The sequence below is a fragment of the Kitasatospora sp. MMS16-BH015 genome (assembly GCF_002943525.1).
Classification (GTDB): Bacteria; Actinomycetota; Actinomycetes; order Streptomycetales; family Streptomycetaceae; genus Kitasatospora.
In genome coordinates, this window is sequence record NZ_CP025394.1 from 2,752,130 (window position 1) to 2,776,358 (window position 24,229).

The 24,229-nt window shown below is 72.3% G+C and carries 20 protein-coding genes; 2 read left to right on the plus strand and 18 right to left on the minus strand.

From position 1 onward, the window contains the following. Positions 1-23 precede the first annotated feature (23 nt). The 5 genes from CFP65_RS11945 to rplU all read right to left on the minus strand — a co-directional run bounded on the left by CFP65_RS11945 (position 24) and on the right by rplU (position 4,008). Positions 24-461 (minus strand): hypothetical protein, encoded by a 438-nt coding sequence (locus CFP65_RS11945; protein WP_104816085.1) that lies wholly within the window; start codon positions 459-461, stop codon positions 24-26. A 75-nt stretch (positions 462-536) separates the two neighbouring features. Then, a complete protein-coding gene (gene proB, locus CFP65_RS11950; RefSeq protein ID WP_104816086.1) occupies positions 537-1,673 on the minus strand; it encodes a glutamate 5-kinase in 1,137 nt (378 codons plus the stop codon). A gap of 103 nt (positions 1,674-1,776) precedes the next feature. Further along, on the minus strand, positions 1,777-3,252 hold the full coding sequence (gene obgE / locus CFP65_RS11955; protein WP_104816087.1) for a GTPase ObgE: 1,476 nt from the start codon (positions 3,250-3,252) through the stop codon (positions 1,777-1,779). 167 nt (positions 3,253-3,419) lie between these two features. Next, complete coding sequence (gene rpmA / locus CFP65_RS11960) at positions 3,420-3,677, minus strand: 50S ribosomal protein L27 (protein WP_057238555.1); 258 nt, start codon at positions 3,675-3,677, stop codon at positions 3,420-3,422. A 16-nt stretch (positions 3,678-3,693) separates the two neighbouring features. Then, on the minus strand, positions 3,694-4,008 hold the full coding sequence (gene rplU, locus CFP65_RS11965; protein WP_104816088.1) for a 50S ribosomal protein L21: 315 nt from the start codon (positions 4,006-4,008) through the stop codon (positions 3,694-3,696). A gap of 332 nt (positions 4,009-4,340) precedes the next feature. Between rplU and CFP65_RS11970 the strand changes: the two genes are divergently transcribed. Beyond that, positions 4,341-5,483, plus strand: coding sequence for an IS30 family transposase (locus CFP65_RS11970; protein WP_371682514.1), 1,143 nt, complete (start codon positions 4,341-4,343; stop codon positions 5,481-5,483). A 193-nt stretch (positions 5,484-5,676) separates the two neighbouring features. On the opposite strand, the gene CFP65_RS11975 is transcribed toward CFP65_RS11970, so the two are convergent. From CFP65_RS11975 to CFP65_RS11990, 4 genes are all read right to left on the minus strand, one after another. After that, the gene (locus CFP65_RS11975; protein WP_104816089.1) at positions 5,677-9,099 is read right to left on the minus strand and encodes an Rne/Rng family ribonuclease; all 3,423 of its coding nucleotides are present in this window, start codon (positions 9,097-9,099) and stop codon (positions 5,677-5,679) included. A 424-nt stretch (positions 9,100-9,523) separates the two neighbouring features. Further along, positions 9,524-10,288: a TIGR03936 family radical SAM-associated protein gene (locus CFP65_RS11980; protein ID WP_104816090.1), complete on the minus strand. Its 765-nt coding sequence runs from the start codon at positions 10,286-10,288 to the stop codon at positions 9,524-9,526. Between the two features lie 122 nt (positions 10,289-10,410). Then, positions 10,411-11,280 (minus strand): hypothetical protein, encoded by an 870-nt coding sequence (locus tag CFP65_RS11985; protein WP_104816091.1) that lies wholly within the window; start codon positions 11,278-11,280, stop codon positions 10,411-10,413. A 63-nt stretch (positions 11,281-11,343) separates the two neighbouring features. Next, a complete protein-coding gene (locus tag CFP65_RS11990; protein ID WP_158702143.1) occupies positions 11,344-12,537 on the minus strand; it encodes an acyltransferase in 1,194 nt (397 codons plus the stop codon). A gap of 201 nt (positions 12,538-12,738) precedes the next feature. Between CFP65_RS11990 and CFP65_RS11995 the strand changes: the two genes are divergently transcribed. After that, positions 12,739-13,263, plus strand: coding sequence for a hypothetical protein (locus CFP65_RS11995; protein ID WP_104816093.1), 525 nt, complete (start codon positions 12,739-12,741; stop codon positions 13,261-13,263). Positions 13,264-13,331: 68 nt separating this feature from the next. Here CFP65_RS11995 and CFP65_RS12000 read toward each other — a convergent pair whose 3' ends face one another. The 9 genes from CFP65_RS12000 to CFP65_RS12040 all read right to left on the minus strand — a co-directional run bounded on the left by CFP65_RS12000 (position 13,332) and on the right by CFP65_RS12040 (position 24,203). Further along, the gene (locus CFP65_RS12000; protein WP_104816094.1) at positions 13,332-15,260 is read right to left on the minus strand and encodes a TIGR03960 family B12-binding radical SAM protein; all 1,929 of its coding nucleotides are present in this window, start codon (positions 15,258-15,260) and stop codon (positions 13,332-13,334) included. Between the two features lie 141 nt (positions 15,261-15,401). After that, positions 15,402-16,601 (minus strand): rod shape-determining protein RodA, encoded by a 1,200-nt coding sequence (gene rodA, locus CFP65_RS12005; protein WP_104816095.1) that lies wholly within the window; start codon positions 16,599-16,601, stop codon positions 15,402-15,404. Beyond that, positions 16,598-18,844 carry a penicillin-binding protein 2 gene (gene mrdA / locus CFP65_RS12010; RefSeq protein ID WP_104816096.1) on the minus strand — a complete coding sequence of 749 codons (2,247 nt, stop codon included), beginning with the start codon at positions 18,842-18,844 and terminating at the stop codon, positions 16,598-16,600. The genes rodA and mrdA overlap by 4 nt, the downstream gene beginning before the upstream one ends. A 46-nt stretch (positions 18,845-18,890) precedes the next feature. Beyond that, complete coding sequence (gene mreD / locus CFP65_RS12015; protein WP_104816097.1) at positions 18,891-19,547, minus strand: rod shape-determining protein MreD; 657 nt, start codon at positions 19,545-19,547, stop codon at positions 18,891-18,893. Between the two features lie 2 nt (positions 19,548-19,549). Further along, entirely contained in the window at positions 19,550-20,497 is a 948-nt protein-coding gene (gene mreC / locus CFP65_RS12020) for a rod shape-determining protein MreC (RefSeq protein ID WP_104816098.1), read from the minus strand. A gap of 110 nt (positions 20,498-20,607) precedes the next feature. Continuing rightward, positions 20,608-21,633, minus strand: a complete 1,026-nt coding sequence (locus CFP65_RS12025) for a rod shape-determining protein (protein WP_104820811.1) — start codon at positions 21,631-21,633, stop codon at positions 20,608-20,610. Between the two features lie 321 nt (positions 21,634-21,954). After that, positions 21,955-22,368 (minus strand): nucleoside-diphosphate kinase, encoded by a 414-nt coding sequence (ndk, locus tag CFP65_RS12030; RefSeq protein WP_104816099.1) that lies wholly within the window; start codon positions 22,366-22,368, stop codon positions 21,955-21,957. Between the two features lie 119 nt (positions 22,369-22,487). Further along, positions 22,488-22,838 carry a DUF4233 domain-containing protein gene (locus CFP65_RS12035; protein ID WP_104816100.1) on the minus strand — a complete coding sequence of 117 codons (351 nt, stop codon included), beginning with the start codon at positions 22,836-22,838 and terminating at the stop codon, positions 22,488-22,490. Positions 22,839-22,841: 3 nt separating this feature from the next. Then, a complete protein-coding gene (locus CFP65_RS12040; RefSeq protein ID WP_104820812.1) occupies positions 22,842-24,203 on the minus strand; it encodes a folylpolyglutamate synthase/dihydrofolate synthase family protein in 1,362 nt (453 codons plus the stop codon). Positions 24,204-24,229: the final 26 nt, after the last annotated feature.

Consider the following 24,229-nt stretch of genomic DNA (forward strand, 5'->3'; position numbering starts at 1 on the left):
CGACGCGCTCCGCAAGGGCGGCCCTAGTACGGGTGGACGCCGCCGAGGTTGGGCGGGGGCTCGCCGAAGCCCTCGGCGACCCGGTGGTGGTAGGTGGGGCGGTCGACCACCTCCAGGCCGACGATCTCCCAGGGCGGGAGGTTGGCCGTCAGCTTGTGCTCGCCCCAGAGCCGCAGCGCGATGGCGGCCGCGTCGTGCAGGTCACGGGCCTGCTCCCAGTAGCGGATCTCGGCCCGGTCGGTGGCGTAACGGGCCGTCAGGAAGAAGGAGTGGTCATGCGCGAGGCGCTCCAGGGCGGCCTTGAGCTCGTCCAGCGGGGTGGCCCGCCCGGCCACGCTGAGCACCACGTGCCAGAGCCGCGCCTCCTCCGGCTCCGGCTCCACCGCGGCCGCACCGTCCGGGACACTGGCGAGCCGCCGCTGCGGGCGCCCGGGCAGTGCTTCCTGGCCCCTGCGTCCCACCGGCGGCCTCCTCGTTCTCCACGCGTCCCCCGGGCCGACGACGGCTCGGCCCGCCCCTGACGGAAGGGCCGCCCGTCAGCCGCGCAGCACGACCAGGTCGTCGCGGTGGATGACCTCACGCTCGTACGCGGCACCGAACTCCTGGGCCAGGTCACGGGTGGACCGGCCGAGCAGACGGGGCAACTCCCTCGCATCAAAGTTGACCAGCCCACGGGCGACGATGTGGCCGTTTTCGCCAAGAAGGTCCACCGGATCGCCCGCGGCGAAATCCCCGTCCACCCGGGTGACCCCGGCCGGCAGCAGCGACGCACCGCCCGAGACCACGGCCGTCACGGCCCCCGCGTCCAGCTGGAGGGCCCCGCGCGGGCTGCTCGCGTGGGCCAGCCAGAGCAGCCGGTCGGCCGAACGGCTGCCGGTGCGCAGAAAGAGCGTGCCAGTCGACCGGCCGGCCAGCGCGTCGGCCGCCTGGCTCGCGGCGGTCAGCACCACCGGGATGCCGGCCCCGGTGGCGATCCGGGCGGCCTCCACCTTGGTGACCATGCCCCCGGTGCCGACCCCGGCCTTGCCCGCGCTGCCGATCTCGATGCCCTCGAGGTCCTGCGGACCGCTCACCTGCTCGATCCGGCTGGTGCCCGGCCGGCTCGGGTCGCCGTCGTAGAGGCCGTCCACGTCGGAGAGCAGCACCAGCAGGTCGGCCCGGACCAGGTGGGCCACCAGGGCGGCCAGCCGGTCGTTGTCGCCGAACTTGATCTCGGCGGTGGCCACGGTGTCGTTCTCGTTGACGATCGGCATCGCGCCCATCGCCAGCAGCTGGTCCAGGGTGCGGTAGGCGTTGCGGTAGTGGGCCCGGCGGCTGGCGTCCTCCGCCGTCAGCAGCACCTGGCCGACGCGGATGCCGTACCGGGCGAAGGAGGCGGTGTACCGGGCCACCAGCAGCCCCTGGCCGACGCTCGCGGCGGCCTGCTGCCGGGCCAGGTCGGTGGGCCGCCGGTCCAGCCCGAGCGGGGCCAGCCCGGCCGCGATCGCCCCGGAGGAGACCAGCACGACCTCGGGGGCGTCGACCCGGCCGCGCGTCTTGGCCAGCGCGTCCACCAGGGCGTCCACCCGGTCCGCGTCCAGCCCGCCGGCGGCGGTGGTGAGCGAGGAGGAGCCGACCTTGACGACGATCCGGCGTGCCGTCAGGACCTCCTGACGCAGGGTCTGCTCGGTCACCACGTGCCTCCACTCTGTACGGGACGGGCCCGCCGCCCGGTGCGTAATGTACGCGATCCGGACGGCGGGCCCGCTCGGAGCTCAACCGATGGACTCCGTGGACTCAGTAGTCCTCGTCGTCGCCCTCGACGGCCTGCCGGCCGCTGGCGAGCGCCTCGAAGGCCAGGTACTCGGCCTCGGCGGCGTCCCGGCCCTTCTGCTTCTCCCGGCGGCGGTCGACGGCCGGACGCTGGGTCTCCATCCGGTGGTCCTCGCCGCGGCGGCCGAGCATCTCGGCACCGGCGGCCATGGTCGGCTCCCAGTCGAAGACCACGGCGTTCTCGTCGGCGCCGATGATGACGGTGTCACCCTCCTTGGCGCCGATCTTCCACAGCCGGTCCTCGACCCCGAGGCGGGCCAGCCGGTCCGCCAGGTAGCCGACGGCCTCGTCGTTGGTGAAGTCGGTCTGGCGGACCCAGCGCTCGGGCTTGACGCCGCGCACGCGGTACTCGCCGTCCTCCTCCGTGACGGTGAAGCCCTCGTCGTCCACGGCCGTCGGCCGCAGCACGATCCGGGTGGCCTCCTCGACCGGCTTGGCGGCACGGGCCTCGGAGACGATCTGCGCCATCGCGAAGCTCAGCTCGCGCAGGCCCTTGCGGGAGGCGGCCGAGACCTCGAACACGCGGTAGCCCGCCTGCTCCAGGGACTCGCGGGTGATGTCGGCCAGGTCCTGCCCGTCCGGCACGTCCACCTTGTTCAGCGCCACCAGGCGCGGGCGGTCGTCCAGGCCGCCGTACTGGGACAGCTCGGCCTCGATGGTCTCCAGGTCGGAGAGCGGGTCACGGCCCGGCTCCATGGTCGCGCAGTCCAGCACGTGCACCAGCACGCTGCACCGCTCGACGTGGCGCAGGAACTCCAGGCCCAGGCCGCGGCCCTGGCTGGCGCCCGGGATCAGGCCGGGCACGTCGGCGACGGTGTAGACCGTCTCGCCGGCGGTGACCACGCCGAGGTTGGGGATCAGGGTGGTGAACGGGTAGTCGGCGATCTTCGGCTTGGCCGCGGAGAGCACCGAGATGAGCGAGGACTTGCCCGCGCTCGGGTAGCCCACCAGGGCGACGTCGGCGACGGACTTGAGCTCCATCACGATGTCGCGGGCCTCGCCCGGCTCACCGAGCAGCGCGAAGCCGGGGGCCTTGCGGCGGGAGGAGGCCAGCGCCGCGTTGCCCAGGCCGCCGCGGCCGCCCTGGGCCGCGATGAAGCTGGTGCCGTGCCCGACCAGGTCGGCCAGCACGTTGCCCTGGCGGTCCATGACCACGGTGCCGTCCGGCACCGGCAGGACCAGGTCGCCACCGGTCGAACCGGTGCGGTGGCCGCCCGCGCCGGGCTTGCCGTTGGTCGCCTTGCGCTTGGGCGAGTGGTGGTACTCGAGCAGGGTGGTCACCTGGGCGTCGACCATGAGGATGACGCTGCCGCCCTCACCGCCGTTGCCGCCGTCCGGACCGCCGAGCGGCTTGAACTTCTCCCGGTGTACGGAGGCGCAGCCGTGGCCCCCGTTACCCGCGGCGACGTGCAGCTCGACGCGGTCCACGAAGGTGGTCATCTGGTTGTGCCTCCACTAACGAACGACTGGGGGAATTCTCGGACGCCCCGAGAGGGGCCCTCCCTCAAGCATGCCTGCCCGAGCGGATTACGCCCTGCTCCCAAAGCACGGAGGGTGGACCGGAAATTCCGGTCCACCCTCCGAAGAGCCTTGACGCCAGGTCAGACTCAGGCCTCGACGGCCACGATGTTGACGACCCGACGGCCACGGTGCGTGCCGAACTGGACCGCACCGGCGTTCAGCGCGAACAGGGTGTCGTCGCCACCACGGCCGACACCGGCACCCGGGTGGAAGTGGGTGCCGCGCTGGCGGACGAGGATCTCGCCGGCGCTGACGACCTGGCCGCCGAAGCGCTTCACGCCGAGGCGCTGGGCGTTCGAGTCACGGCCGTTGCGGGTAGAGCTTGCGCCCTTCTTGTGTGCCATCTCGCTGCTCCCTTACTTACTTCGCGGAGTCGATGCTCGTGATGCGGACGGCGGTGTGGCGCTGGCGGTGGCCCTGGCGCCGACGGTAGCCGGTCTTGTTCTTGTAGCGAAGGATGACGATCTTCTCACCCTTGGTGTGGTCGACGACCTCGGCGTGAACCTTCACACCGGCGAGGACCCACGGGTCAGAGGTGACGGCGTCACCGTCGACGACGAGGACGGTCGAGAGCTCGACCGAGTCACCCGGCTTGACGTCAACCTTGTCGATCTCCAGCACGTCGCCGACGGCGACCTTGTGCTGGCGGCCGCCGGCGCGAACGATCGCGTACATGCGGTTACCTGCTTTCCTTGCTCGGTCGGGACTCTCGATGCCAGCCGCTGGGCACTGACACAGCGGCCTCCCCCGGCCGTACGGGCCCAGGAGGTGATGTGCTCGGGAGCATGGCGTAGACACGCCGAGGGTCAATGATACGGATACCGCCCCGTTGGACCAAACCGGGCACACGTCAGGGGCGCGGGGAACTGCTTGGGTTCTAGGAGTCGTTGCAACACCCCAGTTCAGGGGATGCGATGGACTTCGAGATCCGTGGCAACCGCAGACCGCAGGGTCGGCGGAAGCTGCTGCGGGAGCGGGCGGCATACTCCCGGCTCGTGCAGCAGGGCGTGAGCAACACCGAGGCATGCCGGATCGTCGGCGTCGACCGCAGGACCGGCCAGAAGTGGCGTAACGGGCGCAAGCCGACCGGCACCCAGCGCACGGCGCCGGCTCCCCTCGACCTCGACGGGAAGCCGGCGCCGCCGACCGGGCCGGCAGGGCGGTCACGGTTCCTGACCGAGGCGGAACGGATCCACATCGCCGACCGGCTGCGGGAGAAGGCCACCGTCCGGGCAATCGCCGCGGAACTCGGCCGCAGCCCGTCCACCGTCAGCCGGGAGATCACCCGCAACGCCCACCCGGTCAGCGGCGCCTACCGCCCGCACGCGGCCCAGGCCCGCGCGAACGCCCGCCGGCCCCGCCCCAAACCGCGCAAGATCGGGCAGACTCCCGAGCTGCGGGACTTCATCCAGCACCTCCTGGACCTGAGGTGGAGCCCGGAGCAGATCTGCCAGGCTCTACGGGAAACCTTCCCCGACCGGCCGGAGATGCACGTGGCTGTCGAAACCGTCTACCAGACCCTCTACCTCCAGGGCCGGGGCGAGTTGCGCCGCGAGGTCGCCGCCGCCCTGCGCACCGGCCGGGCCCGGCGGATCCCGCACCGGCAGGCCGCCACCCGCCGCCCCCGCTTCGCCCACCCCATGGTCATGATCAGCGAACGCCCCGCGGAGGCGGACGACCGGGCCGTCCCCGGCCACTGGGAGGGCGACCTGATCATCGGCAAGGACGGCGCCTCGGCGATCGGCACCCTGGTCGAGCGCGCCACCCGCTACGTCATGCTCCTGCACCTCCCGGCCGGCCGCGGCGCCGAACAGGTCCGCGACGCCCTCGTGGCGACCGTCCAGACCCTGCCCGCCCACCTCAGGCGGTCCCTGGCCTGGGACCAGGGCGCCGAGATGGCCCGGCACGCCGACTTCACGATCGCCACCGACGTCCCGGTCTACTTCTGCGACCCCGCCAGCCCCTGGCAGCGCGGCTCCAACGAGAACACCAACGGCCTGCTCCGCCAGTACTTCCCCAAGGGCACCGACCTGTCCGTCCACAGCCCCGAACACCTGGCCGCCGTCGCCGCCCAACTCAACGGCCGCCCACGCAAAACGCTCGACTGGGACACCCCAGCCGAGCGCCTGCATAAACTCCACACGGCCTAGACAACCAACCACGTGTTGCAACGACCGCTAGAAACCACCCTGCGCGGGCATCCGCTGGGGCGGTCACCTTCGACAGGTCACGGCAACCACAGCAGGGGCGCGGGGAACTGCGCGCGCAACCGTGCGCCTCCGTAGAGGGCTGGTCGCGCGCGCAGTCAGTCAAGAGGGGCCCCGCGCCCCTGAATAGTGCAACTTACTCGGCCGGAGTCTCCGGCGCCGCGGCCTTCTTGGTCGTCCGCTTGGTAGCGGTCTTCTTGGCCGTGGTCTTCTTCGCGGCGGCCGTGGTCTTCTTGGCCGTCGTGGTCTTCTTGGCGGCCGTCTTGCGGGCGGCGCGCTTCTTGGGGGCCGGAGCCTCCTCCACGACCTCGGCCTCCACGACCTCCGCCTCGACGGCCTCGGTCTCGACGGGCACCTCTTCAGCCACAGCCTCAGCGGCAGCGTCGAGCGCGGCGGCCACGGCCGCCTCGGCCCGGGCCTGGAGGACCACGATCTCGGCCTCGCCCGGGGCGCCGGCCGGGGCCGTCGCCTTCCGGACGGCCCGGCGACGGGCCCGCGGCGGGGCAGCCGTGGTCACGGCCGGGGCCTCGACCACCTCGGGGGTCTCCTCGACCACCGGAGCGGCCTCGACGACCTCCTCGGCGGCCTCCTCGACGACCTCGGCCTCGGCGGCCGCACCGGAGGGCACGAGCTCGAACTCCTCGTGCTCGTGCGGCTCCTCCGCCTCGTGCTCGTGCAGCTCGTGCTCGGCCGCCTCGGTGGCGGGCTGGGCGGCGCCGCCCTTGCCCCGGCGACGGCGCTTGCTGCCGCCCGAGATGGGCTCGCCCGAGGTGCCCACCGAGGCGCCGCCGCCGCCCGGGGCGGTCGGCTGCTCCATGTGGACGATGACGCCGCGGCCGTTGCAGTGCACGCAGGACTCGGAGAAGGACTCCAGCAGGCCCTGGCCGACCCGCTTGCGGGTCATCTGGACCAGGCCCAGCGAGGTGACCTCGGCCACCTGGTGCTTGGTCCGGTCGCGGCCCAGGCACTCCAGCAGGCGGCGCAGCACCAGGTCCCGGTTGGACTCGAGCACCATGTCGATGAAGTCGATCACGATGATGCCGCCGAGGTCGCGCAGCCGCAGCTGGCGCACGATCTCCTCGGCCGCCTCGATGTTGTTCCGGGTGACGGTCTCCTCGAGGTTGCCGCCCTGGCCGACGAACTTGCCGGTGTTGACGTCGACCACGACCATCGCCTCGGTCCGGTCGATCACCAGCGAACCGCCGCTGGGCAGCCAGACCTTGCGGTCCAGCGCCTTCATCAGCTGCTCGTCGATCCGGTACGTGGCGAACACGTCCACGTCCGAGGTCCAGCGCTGCAGGCGCTCGGCCAGGTCCGGGGCGACCCCGCCGACGTACTCGTGGATGGTCTTCCACGCCACGTCGCCGGAGACGATGACCTTGGTGAAGTCCTCGTTGAAGATGTCGCGGACGACCCGGACGGTCATGTCCGGCTCGCCGTAGAGCAGCGCCGGGGCGTTGCCGGTGGCGGCCTTCTTCTGGATCTCCTCCCACTGCGCCTGCAGGCGCTGCACGTCGCGGGTGAGCTCCTCCTCGCTCGCGCCCTCGGCGGCGGTGCGCACGATGACGCCCGCGTCCTCGGGGACGATCTTCTTGAGGATCTGCTTCAGGCGGGCGCGCTCGTTCTCGGGCAGCTTGCGCGAGATGCCGGTCATCGAGCCCTCGGGCACGTAGACCAGGTAGCGGCCGGGCAGCGAGATCTGGCTGGTCAGGCGGGCGCCCTTGTGGCCGATCGGGTCCTTGGAGACCTGCACCAGGACGGACTGGCCGGACTTGAGCACCGACTCGATCCGGCGCGAGCCGCCGTGGCCGCCGAGCGCGCTGAAGTTGACCTCACCGGCGTAGAGCACGGCGTTGCGGCCCTTGCCGATGTCGACGAAGGCGGCCTCCATCGAGGGCAGCACGTTCTGGACCTTGCCCAGGTACACGTTGCCCACGTACGAGGTGGCCTGCTCCTTGTTGACGTAGTGCTCGACGAGCACGCCGTCCTCCAGGACGCCGATCTGGGTGCGCTCGCCGTTCTGGCGGACGACCATCACCCGCTCGACCGACTCCCGGCGGGCGAGGAACTCGGCCTCGGTGATGATCGGCACCCGGCGGCGGCCCAGCTCGCGGCCCTCGCGGCGGCGCTGCTTCTTGGCCTCCAGGCGGGTGGAGCCCTTGATGGACTGCACCTCGTCCGGGTCGAAGGAGGGCTCGGTGGAGCGGCGGCGCGGCTCGCGCACCTTCACGACCGTGCGGACGCCGTCCTCGGTGGTCTCGGCGGCCACCTCGACGCCACCCTCACCGCTGCGGCGGCGACGACGGCGACGACGGCGCGAGGAGGCCAGGCCACCGGCCAGGTCGTCCTCGTCCTCCTCGGACTCCGGCTCCTCCTCAGCGGCGGGCTCGGCCGGGGTCTCGACGGCCTCGGTCTCGAACTCCTCGGCCTCGCCACGGCGACGGCGACGACCGCCACGGCGACGGCGGCGGGACGGACGGTCGTCCTCCCAGTCGCCCTCGGCCTCGGGACCGGAGGCGGCCACGGCAGCGGGCTCCTCGACGGTCTGCTCGGCGGCGGGCTGCTCCTGCACCGGCTTGGCGGCCGGGGCCTTGGCCACCGGCGCCTTGGCCACCGGCTTGGCCGGCGCCTCGGCGCGCGGCTGCACCCGGACGGGCTGGCGGGTGCGGCGGCGACGGCCGACCCCGCTGTACTCGAACTCGTCCTCGTGCTCGCCCGCATCGGCGGCCGGAGCGGCGACCGGGGCGGGGGCGGCGGCGGGCTGGGCCGGGGCGGCGGGCTGCGCGGCGGGCGCCACGTACGCGGCCGGCTCCTGGAAGACCGGGGCCTGGAAGATGGCGGTGGAGGGGCGGACGGCACGGCGGCGGACGCGGTGCGTCGGGGCGTCCTCGGCCACCGGCGCCTCGACCACGGCGGGCGTCTGCTCGGCGGCGGGCTCCTCGGGAGCCTCCTCCTCGGCCGGCTCCTCGACGGCGGACTCCTCGGCCACCACCGGCGCGGGCTCGACCACGCGGCGCGAGCGGCGGGCCCGGCGGGCGGGGGCGGCGGGCGCCTCCTCGGCCGGGGTCTCGACGGCGGGCTCGGCAGCAGCCGGCGCCTCGACGGCGGGGGTCTCGGCGACCGGAGCGGCCTCGGCCGGAGCACCGGCGGGCGACTCGGCGCGCTTACGGGTACGGCGGGCCCGCACCGGCTTCTCGGCGACCGGCTCGGCCGGCGCCTCGACGGCGGCGGGCTCGGCGGCGGCCGGCGCCTCGATGGCGGGGGTCTCGGCGACCGGAGCGGCCTCGGCCGGAGCACCGGCGGGCGACTCGGCGCGCTTACGGGTACGGCGGGCCCGCACCGGCTTCTCGGCAGCCGGCTCGGCCGGCGCCTCGACGGCGGCGGGCTCGGCGGCCACGGCGGCCTCGGCGGGTACGACGACCTCGACGGCCGCGGCCTCGGCACCCTGCGGGGTGCCCGCCGGGCGGCTGACCGCCCGGCGACGGCGGCGCGGCGGCGCAGCCGAGGTGTCGGTATCGGAGCCTGCCGCTGACTGCTGCGGTTCGGTGTTGTCGAGCATGCGGGTGGATCTCCCGTCAGGCCCCCGGGCTCCGCATCCGGGCACGACCGGGCACCAGGGCTCCGGGGTGGGCCGCGAGGTGTCGCGGGCCCGCCGGAGCGGTGCCGTCGTGCGGGCGCGAGGCCGCACAGGGGCTCGTAGTCTCGCTCGGCACCCCGCACGGTGCGAGGTGTCGAAAGTCTTCTGGTGCTGGACCAGTCTTCTGGGTTTTCAAGGCCGGGCCGTCCCCGGGCCGGATGGCTGCCGGACGGGTACCTCGGGCGCACCGACCATCGGGATCGGCTGCCACAAGGGGCTGGCCTGCGCGACGGCGCTCGCTCCCCTGGGGAGCCGCGGGGGCCTCGGCAGGCCCTCGGCCCGGAGTAGCTCCGGGCCGGGCCGGCCTCCCGCTAGGCGGACGCAGGTGCGCGCGGCCCGGCGGCCGCTACTGGCCGGCCGGGGCCGCGGCGCGGTCGAGCGCCAGCGGGTCGGTCACCGTGCCGGTCTCCTCGTCGAGCGGCCCCTGCGCCAGCCTGGTCACCTCAGCGGGGACCGGCGGCGCCAGGTCGGCCGTCGCACGGAGACCGGACAAAACGTCGTCGGGTCGTACGGCGGGTGTGGCGTGTCGTACTACCAGCCGCAGTATCGCACAGGGACCGGCCTGGCGAACATCGGCGGCACGTTCTGTTCCGGTGTCGTTACCATCGCCGACCTGCGGCTCGGCCGGCTCCAGGGCCGCGACGGCGCCGCGCGCGTCGAAGACCCGCAGCCCGTTCTTGGTCTGGCGGCTGACCTCGACCTGCTCGGCGGCCAGGAACTTCTCCGCCGCGGCGGCGGCCTCGGCCGGGTCGACCCCGTCGAGCCGGACCAGCCACTCGGAGGCCTCCAGGCGCTCCACGAAGTTCGGGGTGCGGACCTCGACCGCGTCGATGATGTCCAGGCCGGTGGGCAGCGACTCGTCCAGCATCGCCCGCAGGGCGTCCGGGTCGCGGAAGTCGGCCAGGCCGATCTCCAGGTACTCCGCCTCGCTGGCCACCCCGGTGGGGGCCGCGTTGGCGTAGGAGACCTTGGGGTGCGGGGTGAAACCCGCCGAGTAGGCCATCGGGACGGCGGAGCGGCGCAGGGCCCGCTCGAACGCGCGCTGGAAGTCGCGGTGGCTGGTGAAGCGCAGACGGCCACGCTTGGTGTAGCGGAGACGGATGCGCTGCACCGTCGGCGCGGGCGGCGGACCGTCGGGCGTGCGGCGTGCCAGGGCTGCTCAGTCCTTAGTCAGTTTCCCCGTCCGGCTCGGCTGGCGAGCCGGACTCTGTCAGCACCAGGGTACGCGCCCCCTCAGCCCAGCAGTGCCCGCCGGAGCTCACCCGTGACCCGCCGCACCTCCAGCTTGACCGGCCACCACACCTCCCGCCGCACCCACCGGCAGGGCCGCACCACCAGGTACCGCCAGATCCGCCCGGCCGTCCGCCAGGCCCAGGTCAGCACCCCGAGCAGCACCCGGGCCACCGGCCGCAGCAGGACCCGCCAGACCCAGACGATCCCGCGCCCGACCCGCACCAGCCCGGCCCAGGCCACCCGTCCGACCGCGGCCAGTGCCCGACCCACCACCCGGCCCACCCGGACCAGTGCGGCGGCCGACACCCGACCGAGCCAGGCCAGCGGTGCGAGCACCAACCGCCGACCGGCCCGGGCCACCGCACGGCCGACCGGCAGCAGCACCGCCTTCCCGAACCAGATCAGCGGTCTGACCACCAGGTGGGTCACCACCCAGACCAGCGGCGCCACCACCAGGTACCCCACGGCCCAGACCATCGCCGCCGAGACCCCTCGGCCCACCGGCCGCAGCGCGGCCCGCCAGAGCCACCCCAGCGGCAGCACCACCAGGTGCGCCCCCAGCCACCGGACCCCGGCCACGCCCGCCCGGGCGGCCAGGGCGATGCCCCGGCCGAGCGCCGCCAGGCCCCGGCCGAGCGCCAGCGCCACCGGCACCACCGCCCGCCGCCAGACCCAGGCCAGCGGCCGGACGACCAAGGCCTCCAGCACCGCCCCGAGCAGCCGGCCGGCCCAGCCGATCACCGCGCCCACCGGCCGCAGCACCACCAGCGCCAGCTCCCAGCCGAACCGCACCGGCACCACGACCACCAGCGCGACGGCCCGCAGCACCCCGACCAGGCACCCGACCGGTCTCTCCTGCTCCCCCGTCATGCGGTCCCCCTCGTACGGTCGGTCCTGTCGGAGACGGTGATGCTAGCCCAGCCGCCCCGCAGGTCAGACCCGGTCCAGCTCCATCGGCCCCTTCGGCTCCTCGTGCTTCTCCTGCTCCTCCTGCTTCTCCTGCTCCTCCTGGACACCGACCGCCGCGACCACCGGCGGCCGGGCGGCGAACACGTCCTTCAGCCGCAGCGCCTGCCGCTCCACCAGGTGCCAGGAGACGACGGCGGCGGCCAGCACCACCACGGCCGAGAGCGTCACGTACCCGAGGTAGCCCCAGCGCTGCGCGCCGAACACCGACAGGGTCTGCTGCACCGCGAAGCCGTAGATGTAGATGCCGTACGAGTAGTCGTGCCGCGCCCCGATCCGGCGCAGCGGGGCGGGCGCCCGCAGGCCGGTCCAGAGCACCAGGTAGGCGAAGGCCGGCAGCCCGATCACCGTGAACCCGCCCGCCCGGGCGGTGACCACCAGCGCCACGGCGGCCAGCAGCGCGAGCGGCCCGCTCATCGGCAGCCGGTCCCGGTAGAGCTCGGCCAGGGCACCCAGCGCGAACATCAGGAAGAGGGGCGGGAGGTAGCTCAGGTTGAACAGACCGAGCACCGGCAGGGTGACGTAACCACGGCCGAACTCATAGGTGGGTGCGAGGAATTGAGCATGCGTCAGAGACTCCTGGGCCACCTTGGCGAGCAGCCCGGCGGCGAGCAGCAGCACCACCCAGCGGGCCCGCCGCAGCACCCGGGTCACGGCCAGCGCGAGCACCGCCAGGTAGGCCAGCAGCTCGATCTTGAGCGACCAGAGCGACCCATTGAAGATCACCTTGTACGGCACGTCGGTGAGCAGGCCGCCGATCCGCTGCTGGGCGAACTGCGCCCGCCAGTTCCGCGCCAGGAAGTGCCAGACGCTGTCCGGCCCGGCGTTCCACGCCGAGGCCGGCAGGCCCTCCCGCCAGGCCACCAGCGGCGCCACCACGAAGGCCGTCACCAGCAGGCAGAACCAGAGCCCGGGGAAGATCCGCAGCGCCCGGTGCCAGAGGAACCGCCCGGCCCCGAGCCGGCGCCCGCTGCGCGTGATCAGCAGCCCCGAGAGCACGAAGAACCCGCAGACCCCGAGCGTCCCGAGGTCGCTCTGCCCCCGCAGCCACCCCGTCCCGAGGTTCGGCCGCGCGAACCCGAGCGGCTCGGCGTGCGCCGCCACCACCATCAGCGCGAACAGCAGGCGCAGCGCGCCGAAGCCGTTCCGCTGCGACCACACCTCAGCAAGGGACGGAGGTCGCCGCCCACGAAAACCCGCCAGCATCGTCGGAAAATATCACCACCCCCACGCTCCGAAGAACCGATCGCCACCCACCACCGGCCTCCGACCGACCCGACCCGACCCGCCACGATGGCAGAGCACTCGACTAGCCTCGCCCGGCAACGACCGTGCTGCTGAGGGGGACGGACACCCGTGTCGATGAAGGAAGAACTACAACAGCTGCTCGAACCGCCCGCCGAGAAGTGGCCGCTCCCGAGCCCGGCGGAGATCGAGCAGGCGTACGGCAGTGCCCTGCCCACCGACTTCCTGTGGCTGGCGGAGACCTACGGCTCTGGGGAGATCGCGCGTTACCTCAGCCTCTTCCCACCACTCCGGGCCGCCGAGATCGGGATGCGCTCCGGCGTCCACCCGTTCTCGGCCGCGCCGTCGGAGTACGAGGAGGAGAACGAGGGCCTCGACCCGGCCTACCTGGAGCCGGGCGGCCTGCTCACCTGGGGATTCACCCAGAACGACGACGTCGCCTGCTGGCACCGGGTCGGGGAGCCGGACGAATGGCCGGTCGTCATCCGCCACGACCCGTGGACCCCGGGCCCGACCTGGGTGCGGCACGAGATGGGCGTCGTCGAATTCCTGGTGCGCACCATCCGCGGGCAGCTGGCGGCCAATCCGTTCACCGGCAACGAGCTCTGGCGCGATCCGTCCCCGTCGTTCGAGCGGCACTGAGGCGGAGAAACGAACGGTGCCCGCCCCGGCCGAACCGGGTCGGGCACCGTCCGCCTGAAGCGGTGTGGCTACTGGTTGACGACCGTCAGCGGCAGCAGCTTCACGCCCGTGGGGCCGATCTGGATCTCGGTCTGCATCTGAGGACACACGCCGCAATCGAAGCACGGGGTCCAGCGGCAGTCGTCGACCTCGACCTCCTCGAGGGCGTCCTGCCAGTCCTCCCAGAGCCAGTCCTTGTCGAGGCCGCTGTCCAGGTGGTCCCAGGGGAGGACCTCCTCGTAGGCGCGCTCACGGGTGGTGTACCAGGCGACGTCGACGCCGGTGCCGGCCAGGCCCTTCTCGGCGGCGGTCATCCAGCGGTCGTAGGAGAAGTGCTCGCGCCAGCCGTCGAAGCGGCCGCCGTCCTCGTAGACCGCGCGGATGATGCCGGCGGTGCGGCGGTCGCCGCGGGAGAGCAGGCCCTCCACGATGCCGGGCTTGCCGTCGTGGTAGCGGAAGCCGATGTTCTTGCCGTACTTGCGGTCACCGCGGATGGCGTCGCGGAGCTTGCCCAGGCGGGCGTCGGTGTCCTCGGCGGAGAGCTGCGGGGCCCACTGGAAGGGGGTGTGCGGCTTGGGCACGAACCCGCCGATGGAGACGGTGCAGCGGATGTCGTTCTGGCCGGTGACCTCGCGGCCCTTGGCGATGACGTTCTTCGCCATCTCGGCGATCTGCAGGACGTCCGCGTCAGTCTCGGTGGGCAGGCCGACCATGAAGTAGAGCTTCACCTGGCGCCAGCCGTTGCCGTAGGCGGCGGCGACGGTGCGGATCAGGTCCTCCTCCGAGACCATCTTGTTGATGACCTTGCGGATGCGCTCCGAGCCGCCCTCGGGGGCGAAGGTGAGGCCGGAGCGGCGGCCGTTGCGGGTGAGCTCGTTGGCCAGGTCGATGTTGAAGGCGTCGACCCGGGTGGAGGGGAGGGAGAGGCCGATCTTGTCCTCCGTGTAGCGGTCGGCCAGGCCCTTGGCGATGTCACCGATCTCGGTGTGGTCGGCGCTCGACAAGGACAGCAGGCCGACCTCCTCGAAGCCGGTGGCCTTGAGGCCGCGCTCGACCATCTCGCCGATGCCGGTGATGCTTCGCTCCCGGACGGGACGCGTGATCATGCCGGCCTGGCAGAAGCGGCAGCCGCGGGTGCAACCGCGGAAGATCTCCACGGACATCCGCTCGTGCACCGTCTCGGCGAGCGGGACGAGGGGCTGCTTGGGGTAGGGCCACTCGTCGAGGTCCATCACGGTGTGCTTGGAGACGCGCCACGGCACGCCCGGCGCGTTCGGCACCACGCGGCCGATCCGGCCGTCGGCCAGGTACTCCACGTCGTAGAAGCGCGGCACGTAGACGCCACCGGTCTTGGCCAGGCGCAGCAGCAGCTCCTCGCGCCCGCCCGGCTGCCCCTCGGCCTTCCAGGCCCGGATGATCTCGGTGATATCGAGCACGGCCTGCTCGCCGTCACCGATCACGGCGCAGTCGATGAACTCGGCGATCGGCTCGGGGTTGAAGGCGGCGTGGCCGCCCGCGAGCACGATCGGGTCGTCGATCGTCCGGTCCTTGGCCGCCAGCGGGATGCCCGCGAGGTCGAGCGCGGCCAGCATGTTCGTGTAGCCGAGCTCGGTGGAGAAGGAGAGCCCGAACACGTCGAAGGCCCGGAGCGGCCGGTGCGCGTCGACGGTGAACTGCGGGACGTCGTGCTCGCGCATCAGCGCTTCGAGGTCCGGCCAGACGCTGTAGGTGCGCTCGGCGAGCACGCCCTCGCGCTCGTTGAGCACCTCGTACAGGATCATGACGCCCTGGTTGGGCAGGCCGACCTCGTAGGCGTCGGGGTACATGAGCGCCCAGCGGACGTCACAGGCGTCCCAGTCCTTGACGGTCGAGTTGAGCTCGCCGCCGACGTACTGGATCGGCTTCTGGACGTGCGGGAGGAGGGCCTCCAGGCGTGGGAAGACCGATTCGACTGTCATAGGACTGGCTACCTCAAGGTGACTTCGAACTTAAAGAAGGTGACTTTCAAGGGTAGCCGAGCCGCAGAACTGCTCGGTCCGCAGAGCTCCTCGGTCCACAGAGCTCCTCGGTCCACAGAGCTACTCGGTCCGCAGAACCGCTCAGGTCCCTATCGGGCGCTGCGAGCGGACGGACTGGAGCAGGCCCACGGCCATCCAGACGGCGAACATCGAGGAGCCGCCGTAGGAGACGAAGGGCAGCGGGATGCCGGCCACCGGCATGATGCCGAGCGTCATGCCGATGTTCTCGAAGGCCTGGAAGGCGAACCAGGCGACGATGCCGCCGGCCAGGATGGTGCCGTAGAGGTCGGTGGCCTGGCGGGCGATCCGGCAGGCCCGCCAGAGCACCACGCCGACCAGCAGGATGATCGCCAGGCCGCCGACGAAGCCGAGCTCCTCGCCCGCCACGGTGAAGACGAAGTCGGTCTGCTGCTCGGGGACGAACTGGCCGGTGGTCTGGGTGCCGTGGAAGAGGCCCATGCCGGTCAGGCCGCCGGAGCCGATCGCGATCCGGGCCTGGGCGGTGTTGTAGCCCACGCCGGCCGGGTCGAGGGCGGGGTTGGCGAAGGCGGCGAAGCGGTCGATCTGGTACTTGCTGAGCACGCCCAGCTGCCAGATCGCGGCCGCGCCGCCCGCGCCGACGGTGATCAGGCCGAAGACCCAGCGGTTGGGCGCGCCGGAGGCCAGCAGGATGCCCATGATGGTCACGGCCATCACCATGACCGAGCCGAGGTCGGGCATCAGCATGACGACGCCCATCGGCACGGCGGCCAGCGCCAGGGCCTGGAAGACGCTCTTGTCGGAGGGGATGGTCCGCTCCCCCGCGTCCACCCGGGCGGAGAGCACCACGGCCATCCCGAGCACGATCGCGATCTTGGCGAACTCGGCCGGCTGGAGCGAGAAGCCGCCGCCGAACTGGATCCAGGAGTGCGCGCCGTTGACCCGCGAGCCCAGCGGGCTGAGCGCGGCGAGCAGTATCACCAGCACCGCGAGGTAGAGGAACGGGACGGCGGTGCGCACCCGGCGCACCCCTATCACGATCACCGTGCCGCAGAGCACCAGGCCGATCAGCAGGTTGGTCAGGTGCCGGTAGAGGAAGTACTGCGGGTCGCCGTGGGTCAGCGAGTCACGGCCACGGGTGGCCGACCAGACCAGCAGCGAGCTGCCCAGGGAGAGCGCGAGGGCCGCCAGGATCATGATCCAGTCGAGCCGCCGCAGCGGGGAGTCCTTGGCCAGGGCCCGCCCGATCAGCCCGCGCTGCGGGGAGAGCCGGACGGGGCGGTACGAGCCGTACGCGGTCATGCCCGGCTCCTTCCGTACGCGCGGGTCGGTTCGAGGGCGGCGGGCAGCGCCAGGTCGGCGGAGGCCGGGGCGGCCGGCAGCGCCGGGTCCAGGAAGGCCCGCTCGCCCTGGAAGGGGGTGGAGAGGGTGGTGGAGAAGGAGGCGGGCTTGAGGATGGCGGTGCCGTCCGGGTTGAACTTCGGCAGCTCGGCCTGCGGCTTGGGCAGCAGGGCCTTGGAGTTGTCGATGTTGCCCTTGTCGTCCACGCCGTACAGCGCCTGGTAGATCCGGCGCACGGAGTCACCGGAACCACCGGAGCCGGTGCCGCCTTGGCTTATCGTCATCACGACCGCGTAGTCGCCGCTGTACGTGGTCAGCCACGAGGTGGTCTGCTTGCCGGCGACCTCGGCGGTGCCGGTCTTGGCGTGCAGCTCGATCTTGCCCTGCGGCCAGCCCGATCCGACGAACTTCCAGGCGGCGGTGCCGCTGGTGATGACGCCCGCGGTGGCCTGGTTGATGTAGCTGAGCAGCTCGCCGCCGGCCGGGATCTTGCCGTCCTCGTGCGGGGCGATGTCGCGGACCAGCCCGCCGCCGGGGCTGACCACGGCCTTGCCGATGGTCGGGCGGTAGAGGGTGCCGCCGTTGGCCAGGGCCGAGTAGATCCGGGCCATCTGGAGCGGGGTGACCAGGGTGTCGCCCTGGCCGATCGCGAAGTTGACCGAGTCACCGGCACGCATCACGTTGCCGTCCACGCAGTTCTCGCGGGCGATCTCGTCGGCGTACTCGTGGCCGCCCTTGGCCGCCTGGGAGCACCAGGCGTCCTTGTTGGCGTCGAAGAAGGACTGCTTCCACTGCCGGTCCGGGACGCGGCCGGTCACCTCGCCCGGCAGGTCGATGCCGGTCTTGGCGCCGAGGCCGAACTGGTGGGCGGTCTTGAAGAACCAGTCCTGCGGGTTCTTCGGCTTGATGCCGCCGTCCTTCATCCACTGGTCGTAGGAGAGGCCGTAGAAGACGGTGTCGCAGGAGACCTCCAGGGCCTTCTCCAGCGAGATGTCACCGAAGCTCTCGCTCTCGAAGTTCTTGAACTCGCGACCGCCGATGGTCATGCTCTTCGGGCACGGGTAGTGCCCGTCCAGCGAGTACCCCGCCTGCACGGCGGCGGTGGTGGAGATGACCTTGAAGGTCGAGCCGGGGGCGGACTGACCCTGTATGGCCCGGTTGATCAGCGGGTAGTTGGAGTCCTTGTTGTTGAGCGCCTGGTAGTCCTTGGCCGAGATGCCGCCGACCCAGAGGTTCGGGTCGAAGGTCGGGGCCGAGGCCATCGCGACGATCCGGCCGGTGTGCACGTCCATCACCACGGCGGCGCCGGAGTCGGCCTCGTAGTTCTTGTTGGTCTCCTTGTCGAAGACCTGCCGGGCGTCGGTCATGGCCTGGGCGAGCTGCTGCTCGACCACCTTCTGCACCCGGGCGTCGATGCTGGTCACCAGGTTGTTGCCGGGCTGGGCGGGGGTGTTGCCAGCGCTGCCGATCACCCGGCCGAGGTTGTCCACCTCGAGGCGGTCGACCCCGGTGGTGCCGCGCAGGTCGTTGTCGTACACGGCCTCCAGGCCGGCCCGGCCGACCTGGTCGGAGGGCAGCCGGCGGTCCCGGCCGGTCTTGTCGGCCGACTTGGAGACCTCCTCGTCCGTCACTGGGGAGAGGTAGCCGAGCACCTGGGCGGCGTTGGCGCCCTCGGTGCCGGGGTAGTTGCGCACGGCGGTGGGCTGGGCGGTGACGCCGGGGAAGTCCTCGCGGCGCTCCATTATCTGCATCGCCTGCTGGGTGGTGGCCTGCTGGGTGACCGGGATCGGCTGGTAGGGCGAGCCGTTCCAGCAGGGCTGCGGGGTCTTGGCGTCGCAGAGCCGCACCTTGTCCTGCACGTCCTTGGCGGGCACGCCGAGCACCTCGGCGAGGCGGCCGAGCACCGCCTTGCCGTGGTCCTTCTGCTGCAGCAGCGAGGTGCGGCTGACCGAGACCACCAGCCGGGTCTGATTGGCCGCCAGCACCCGGCCGGAGGCGTCCAGGATCTCGCCGCGGATGGCCGGTTCGACCACCTCGCGGATGTGGTTGCCCTGGGACTTGGCGACGTACTCGCTGCCGGTGCGGATCTGGAGGTACCAGAGCCGCCCGCCGAGGGTGGCGAGCAGCGAGAGCACCAGCACCTGCAGGACGACCAGGCGGATCGTCACCCGCTGGGTGCGGCCGGTCTCCGGGATGTTGCTCAACGGACTTCGCTCCTGCGAATCGTGACGAGGGGGTGGCCCACGGCGGCTACGGGCGCTTGGCCAGGCCGGGGATGCGCTTCTTGCGCCCGAAGGCGCTCTTGCCGTACGTGGGCACCGAGGAGACCTCGCGGGTGGTGCGGTAGCGGGAGAGGGTGCCGAGGCCCGAGCCCGAGCCGTCGCTGCTCTCGGTGGTCACCGGGCCGCCGTCGAAGCGGCGGGCCAGGGCCATCACGGCCGGCACCACGAAGGGGGCCAGCAGCACGTCGTAGAGCAGTGCGCTGAACACCAGGCCGCCGAGGCCCACGTGCCGGGCGGCGGTGTCGCCGACCAGGGCGCCGACGGTCGCGTACAGCAGGGTGGAGACCACGGCCGCGCCGGCCACCACGATCAGCGCGCTGACCGCCGAGCGCTGCCGGCCGCCCTCGGGGCGGAGCAGGCCGGTGGCGTAGCCGAGCAGGCAGAGCACCAGGGCGTAGCGGCCGATCGCGTGGTCGGAGGGCGGGGCCAGGTCGGCCAGCAGGCCGCCGGCGAAGCCGACCGCGCAGCCGGCCGCCGGGCCGTAGACCAGGGCCAGGCCGACCACCACGAGCAGCAGCAGGTCGGGGGTGGCGCCGGGCAGTTGGAGCCGGCCGAGCACGCTCACCTGGAGCACCAGGGCGAGCAGCAGCAGGACGGCGGCGAGCGGGATGCGGCTGGTGCGCACGGTCAGTTCCCCCCGGTGGGAGTGGTCGCGGGCGGGGTGGCGGGCTGCTGGGGTGCCGCCGGGGCACCGGCCGCCGGGGCATTGGCGGCCGGGGCGGGCGGCAGCACCGCGTCCCGCGGGTCGGTGCGCGGCGGGACGACCACCACGCCGACCAGGTCCAGCCGGGTGAACTGGACGAAGGGCTCGACCTGGACGGTCTTGGTCAGCTCGCCCGGGGTCGCCTCGACCTTGACCACCTTGCCGACCGGCACGCCGGGCACGAACGGGCGGCCGCTCTGCGAGCCGAAGGTGACCAGCCGGTCGCCGGGCTTGACCTGGGCCTTGCCGTTGAGCAGCGAGACCCGCATCGGGCCGGTGCCCTGGCCGTTGGCGAAGCCGATCTCGCCGCTGCCCTCCAGCCGGGCCCCGGCGGTGAAGCCGGGGTCGGAGGCGAGCAGCACGGTGGCGGTGGTGCGGGCCACCGTGGTGACCCGGCCGACCAGGCCCTGGCCGTTGATGACGGTCATGTCGCGGGTGAGGCCGTCGTCGCTGCCGGCGTCGATGGTGATCGTCCAGGAGAAGCCCTGGGCGGCGCCGATCGCGATCACCTGGGCGGCCTTGACGGTGTAGCCGCCCGCGCCGGCGGTGCGCAGCAGGTCGTCCAGCTGGCGGGTGCGGCCGGTGGCGGCGTCCGAGGAGGCGACCCGCTGGCGCAGCTCGGTGTTCTCCCGGGTGATCTGGTCGAGCCGCTGCTGGTGGGTGCTCGCGTCGCGGACGGCGCGGATCGTCCCGGCCACCGGGTCGACCGCCCCGGAGGCGGCCCGCTCGACCGGCCCGAGCACGCTCGCGGCGGCGCGTCTGGCGCCGCCCAGGGGCGAGCTCTCCCCGCCCTTGATGTCGACCGTGATGAGCGCGAAGGCCACGGCGACCAGCAGGATGAGCAGGAGTCGGCTCTCTCGGGTGTCCCTCACGGTGCTGGAGCTGCCCCTTCGTTCCGTGACCGGTAAGTGCCCGTGCCGGGTGAGCTGTGGGGCTCACCCGGCGAGGCGTTCAGTATTGAGGTGGCGGTGCTGAGGTGGTGTCAGCGACGCGGCTGGGCGTCGAGCACCTGCTGGAGCGCCTCGAACTCCTCGACGCACTTGCCGGAGCCGAGTGCGACGGAGTCCAGCGGGTTCTCCGCGATGTGGATCGGCATGCCGGTCTCGCGGCGCAGCCGCTCGTCCAGGCCGCGCAGCAGGGCGCCGCCGCCGGTGAGCACGATCCCACGGTCCATCACGTCGCCCGCGAGCTCGGGCGGGCACTGGTCCAGGGTGGTCTTGACGGCGTCGATGATCGAGTTGACCGGCTCGTCGATGGCCTCGCGCACCTCGGCGGCGGAGATCACCACGGTCTTGGGCAGGCCGCTGACCAGGTCGCGGCCGCGGATCTCGGCGTGCTCGTCCTTCTCGCCCTCCAGGCCGAAGGCGGAGCCGATGCTCATCTTGATCTGCTCGGCGCTGCGCTCGCCCAGCAGGAGCGAGTACTCCTTCTTGATGTGCTGGACGATCGCGTTGTCCAGCTCGTCGCCGGCCACCCGGATGGACTGCGCGGTGACGATGCCGCCGAGCGAGATCACGGCCACCTCGGTGGTGCCGCCGCCGATGTCCACCACCATGTTGCCGGTGGCCTCGTGCACCGGCAGGCCGGCGCCGATCGCGGCCGCCATCGGCTCCTCGATGATGTGCACCTGGCGCGCGCCCGCCTGCGAGCTGGCCTCGATCACGGCGCGGCGCTCGACCCCGGTGATGCCGCTGGGCACGCAGACCACGACCCGCGGGCGGGCCAGGTAGCGGCGGCGGTGGATCTTCAGGATGAAGTACCGCAGCATCCGCTCGGTGATCTCGAAGTCGGCGATCACGCCGTCCTTGAGCGGGCGGATGGCCACGATGTTGCCGGGGGTGCGGCCGATCATCTTCTTGGCCTCGGAGCCGACCGCCAGGATGCCGCCGGTGTTGGTGTTCACCGCGACGACGGACGGCTCGTTGAGCACGATCCCCTTGCCCCTGACGTACACCAGCGTATTGGCAGTGCCGAGGTCGATCGCCATGTCACGGCCGATGAACGACAGGTTGTTGGCCATGGAGAGTGGGGTGCCTTCCCGGGCTCGGAGTCATCAGATGGCGGGGAGATGGGCGGAATTCAGCTGAGCAGCCGTACCGGGCCCAAGAGTTGAGTCCATCGTAGCCACGCCGGTCATCAGCTCGGACGCGATGTCCGGCCTACCGCCCATTGTCCGGGGTACGACCGCGTCTCATTGGATTGGGACGCCGTGTCGGGGTGTGGAGTTCCGTGATTTGACGATCAAAGTCTGGTGTTAACGCAGACGGCGCACAGAGCGGGCCGGGACGCTCACACGCCCGGCCCTACCTGGGCCGATCCCGAAGCTCGGTCAGGCGTGCGAGGGGAAGAAGATCTTGATCTCGCGCTCGGCCGAGGCCTCGGAGTCGGAGGCGTGGATCAGGTTCTCGCGGGTGATGGTCGCGAAGTCGCCGCGGATGGTGCCCGGGCCGGCCTGCAGCGGGTCGGTGGCACCGGCCAGCGCGCGGATGCCCGGCACCACGTTCTCGCCCTCGACGATCAGCGCGAGCGAGGGGCCCGAGGTCATGAACTCGAGCAGCGGCTCGTAGAACGGGCGGCCGACGTGCTCCTCGTAGTGCTGCTCCAGCGTGGCGCGGTCGAACGTGCGCAGCTCGACCGCCGCGAGCTGCCAGCCCGCCTTGCGCTCGATCCGGCTGATGATCTCGCCGGCCAGGCCGCGCTTGACGGCGTCGGGCTTGAGCAGGACGAGAGTGCGCTGGGACACGGTGCGGCTCCAGGGGATTCGGTACGGCATGGTGTATGCGGCCTTGCCCGAAACATTACCTTGCGTGAGCACGGCAGGCCGCATACCCCCGGCTGCCCCGAAAGGCCCGGTCGAACCCCTCAGGCCGCCACGGCCTCCGCCGCTTGGGCCGCCCGCTGGGCCTTGATCGCGTCGATCTTGCGGCCGTAGTGCACCGAGCACCACCAGAGGGCGGCGAAGACCGCACCCAGGCCGAACATGGTCGGCAGCAGCAGGCCGCTGGCGATCAGGCCGATCTGCAGCGCCCAGCCGATCGCCACCGCGCCGGGGCGCGACAGCATGCCGCAGAGCAGTACGCAGACCACCATCGCGCCGCCGGTGACCGCCCAGATGGTGCCGGTGGAGACGTCGGTCAGGCGCATGGCCACCAGGCCGGCGAAGAGCAGCAGCAGCACTTCGCCGATCAGGGTGGAGGAGCAGAGGGTGCGCATGGGTCAGGCCTTCCCGAGCAGCAGGCGGGCCTCGCCCACGGTGATGACGGAGCCGGTGACGAGGACGCCGCAGCCGGTCAGGTCGCCCTCCTCCTCGGCCAGGGTGACGGCGGCCTCGATGGCCTCGTCCAGGCGGGGCTCGACCTGGACGCGGTCCTCGCCGAAGATCTCCACGGCGACGGCGGCCAGCTCGTCCACCGGCATGCTGCGGTGGGTGGAGTTCTGGGTGATGACCACCTCGGAGAGCACCGGCTCGAAGGCCTCCAGCAGGCCGGTGACGTCCTTGTCCCCGCTGGTGCCGATCACGCCGACCAGCTTGGTGAAGCCGAAGGCCTCGGTCAGCGCGGCCACCGTCACCTGGGCGCCGCCCGGGTTGTGGGCCGCGTCCAGCAGGATGGTGGGGCTGCGCCGGACGACCTCGAGACGGCCCGGGGAGGCGACCCCGGCGAAGGCCGCGCGGACCTTCTCCACGTCCAGCTGCCCGCCGCGCGCGCCGCCGACGCCGAAGAAGGCCTCGACGGCGGCCAGCGCCAGCGCCGCGTTCTGCGCCTGGTGCTCGCCGTGCAGGGGCAGGAAGATGTCCTCGTAGTCCTCGCCGCCGAGCCCGCGCAGCGTCACCAGCTGGCCGCCGACGGCGATCTCGCGGTGCCGCACGCCGAACTCCATGCCCTCGCGGGCCACCGTGGCGTCCACCTCGACGGCCCGGCGCAGGATGGTCTGCGCGGCGTCCAGCGGCTGCTGGGCGACCACGGCGATCGCGCCCGGCTTGATGATCCCGGACTTCTCCACCGCGATCTCGCCGGTGGTGTTGCCCAGCTTGTCGGTGTGGTCCAGCGAGATCGGGGTGATCACCGAGACCTGGGCGTCGATCACGTTGGTGGCGTCCCAGGAGCCGCCCATGCCGACCTCGACCACGGCCACGTCCACCGGGGCCTCGGCGAAGGCGGCGTAGGCCATCGCGGTGAGCACCTCGAAGAATGAGAGCGCGACGGGCTGCTGCTCGTCCACCATCCCGAGGTACGGCTCGATGTCCCGGTAGGTCTCGACGAACTTCGCCGGGCTGATCGGGGAGCCGTCCAGGCTGATCCGCTCGGTCACCGACTCCACGTGCGGGCTGGTGTAGCGGCCGGTGCGCAGCTCGAAGGTGCCGAGCAGGCGCTCGATCATCCGGGCCGTGGAGGTCTTGCCGTTGGTGCCGGTGATGTGGATCGCCGGGTAGGCCCGGTTCGGCTCGCCGAGGATGTCGAGCAGCGCCTCGATCCGCACCAGCGAGGGCTCCAGCTTGTTCTCGGGCCAGCGCTTCGAGAGGGCGAGCTCCACCTCACGCAGCGGGTCGGCGCTCTCGGCCTGGTCGGCGGGGCGCATCGTGTACGGGTTCTGCTCGGCCTTGT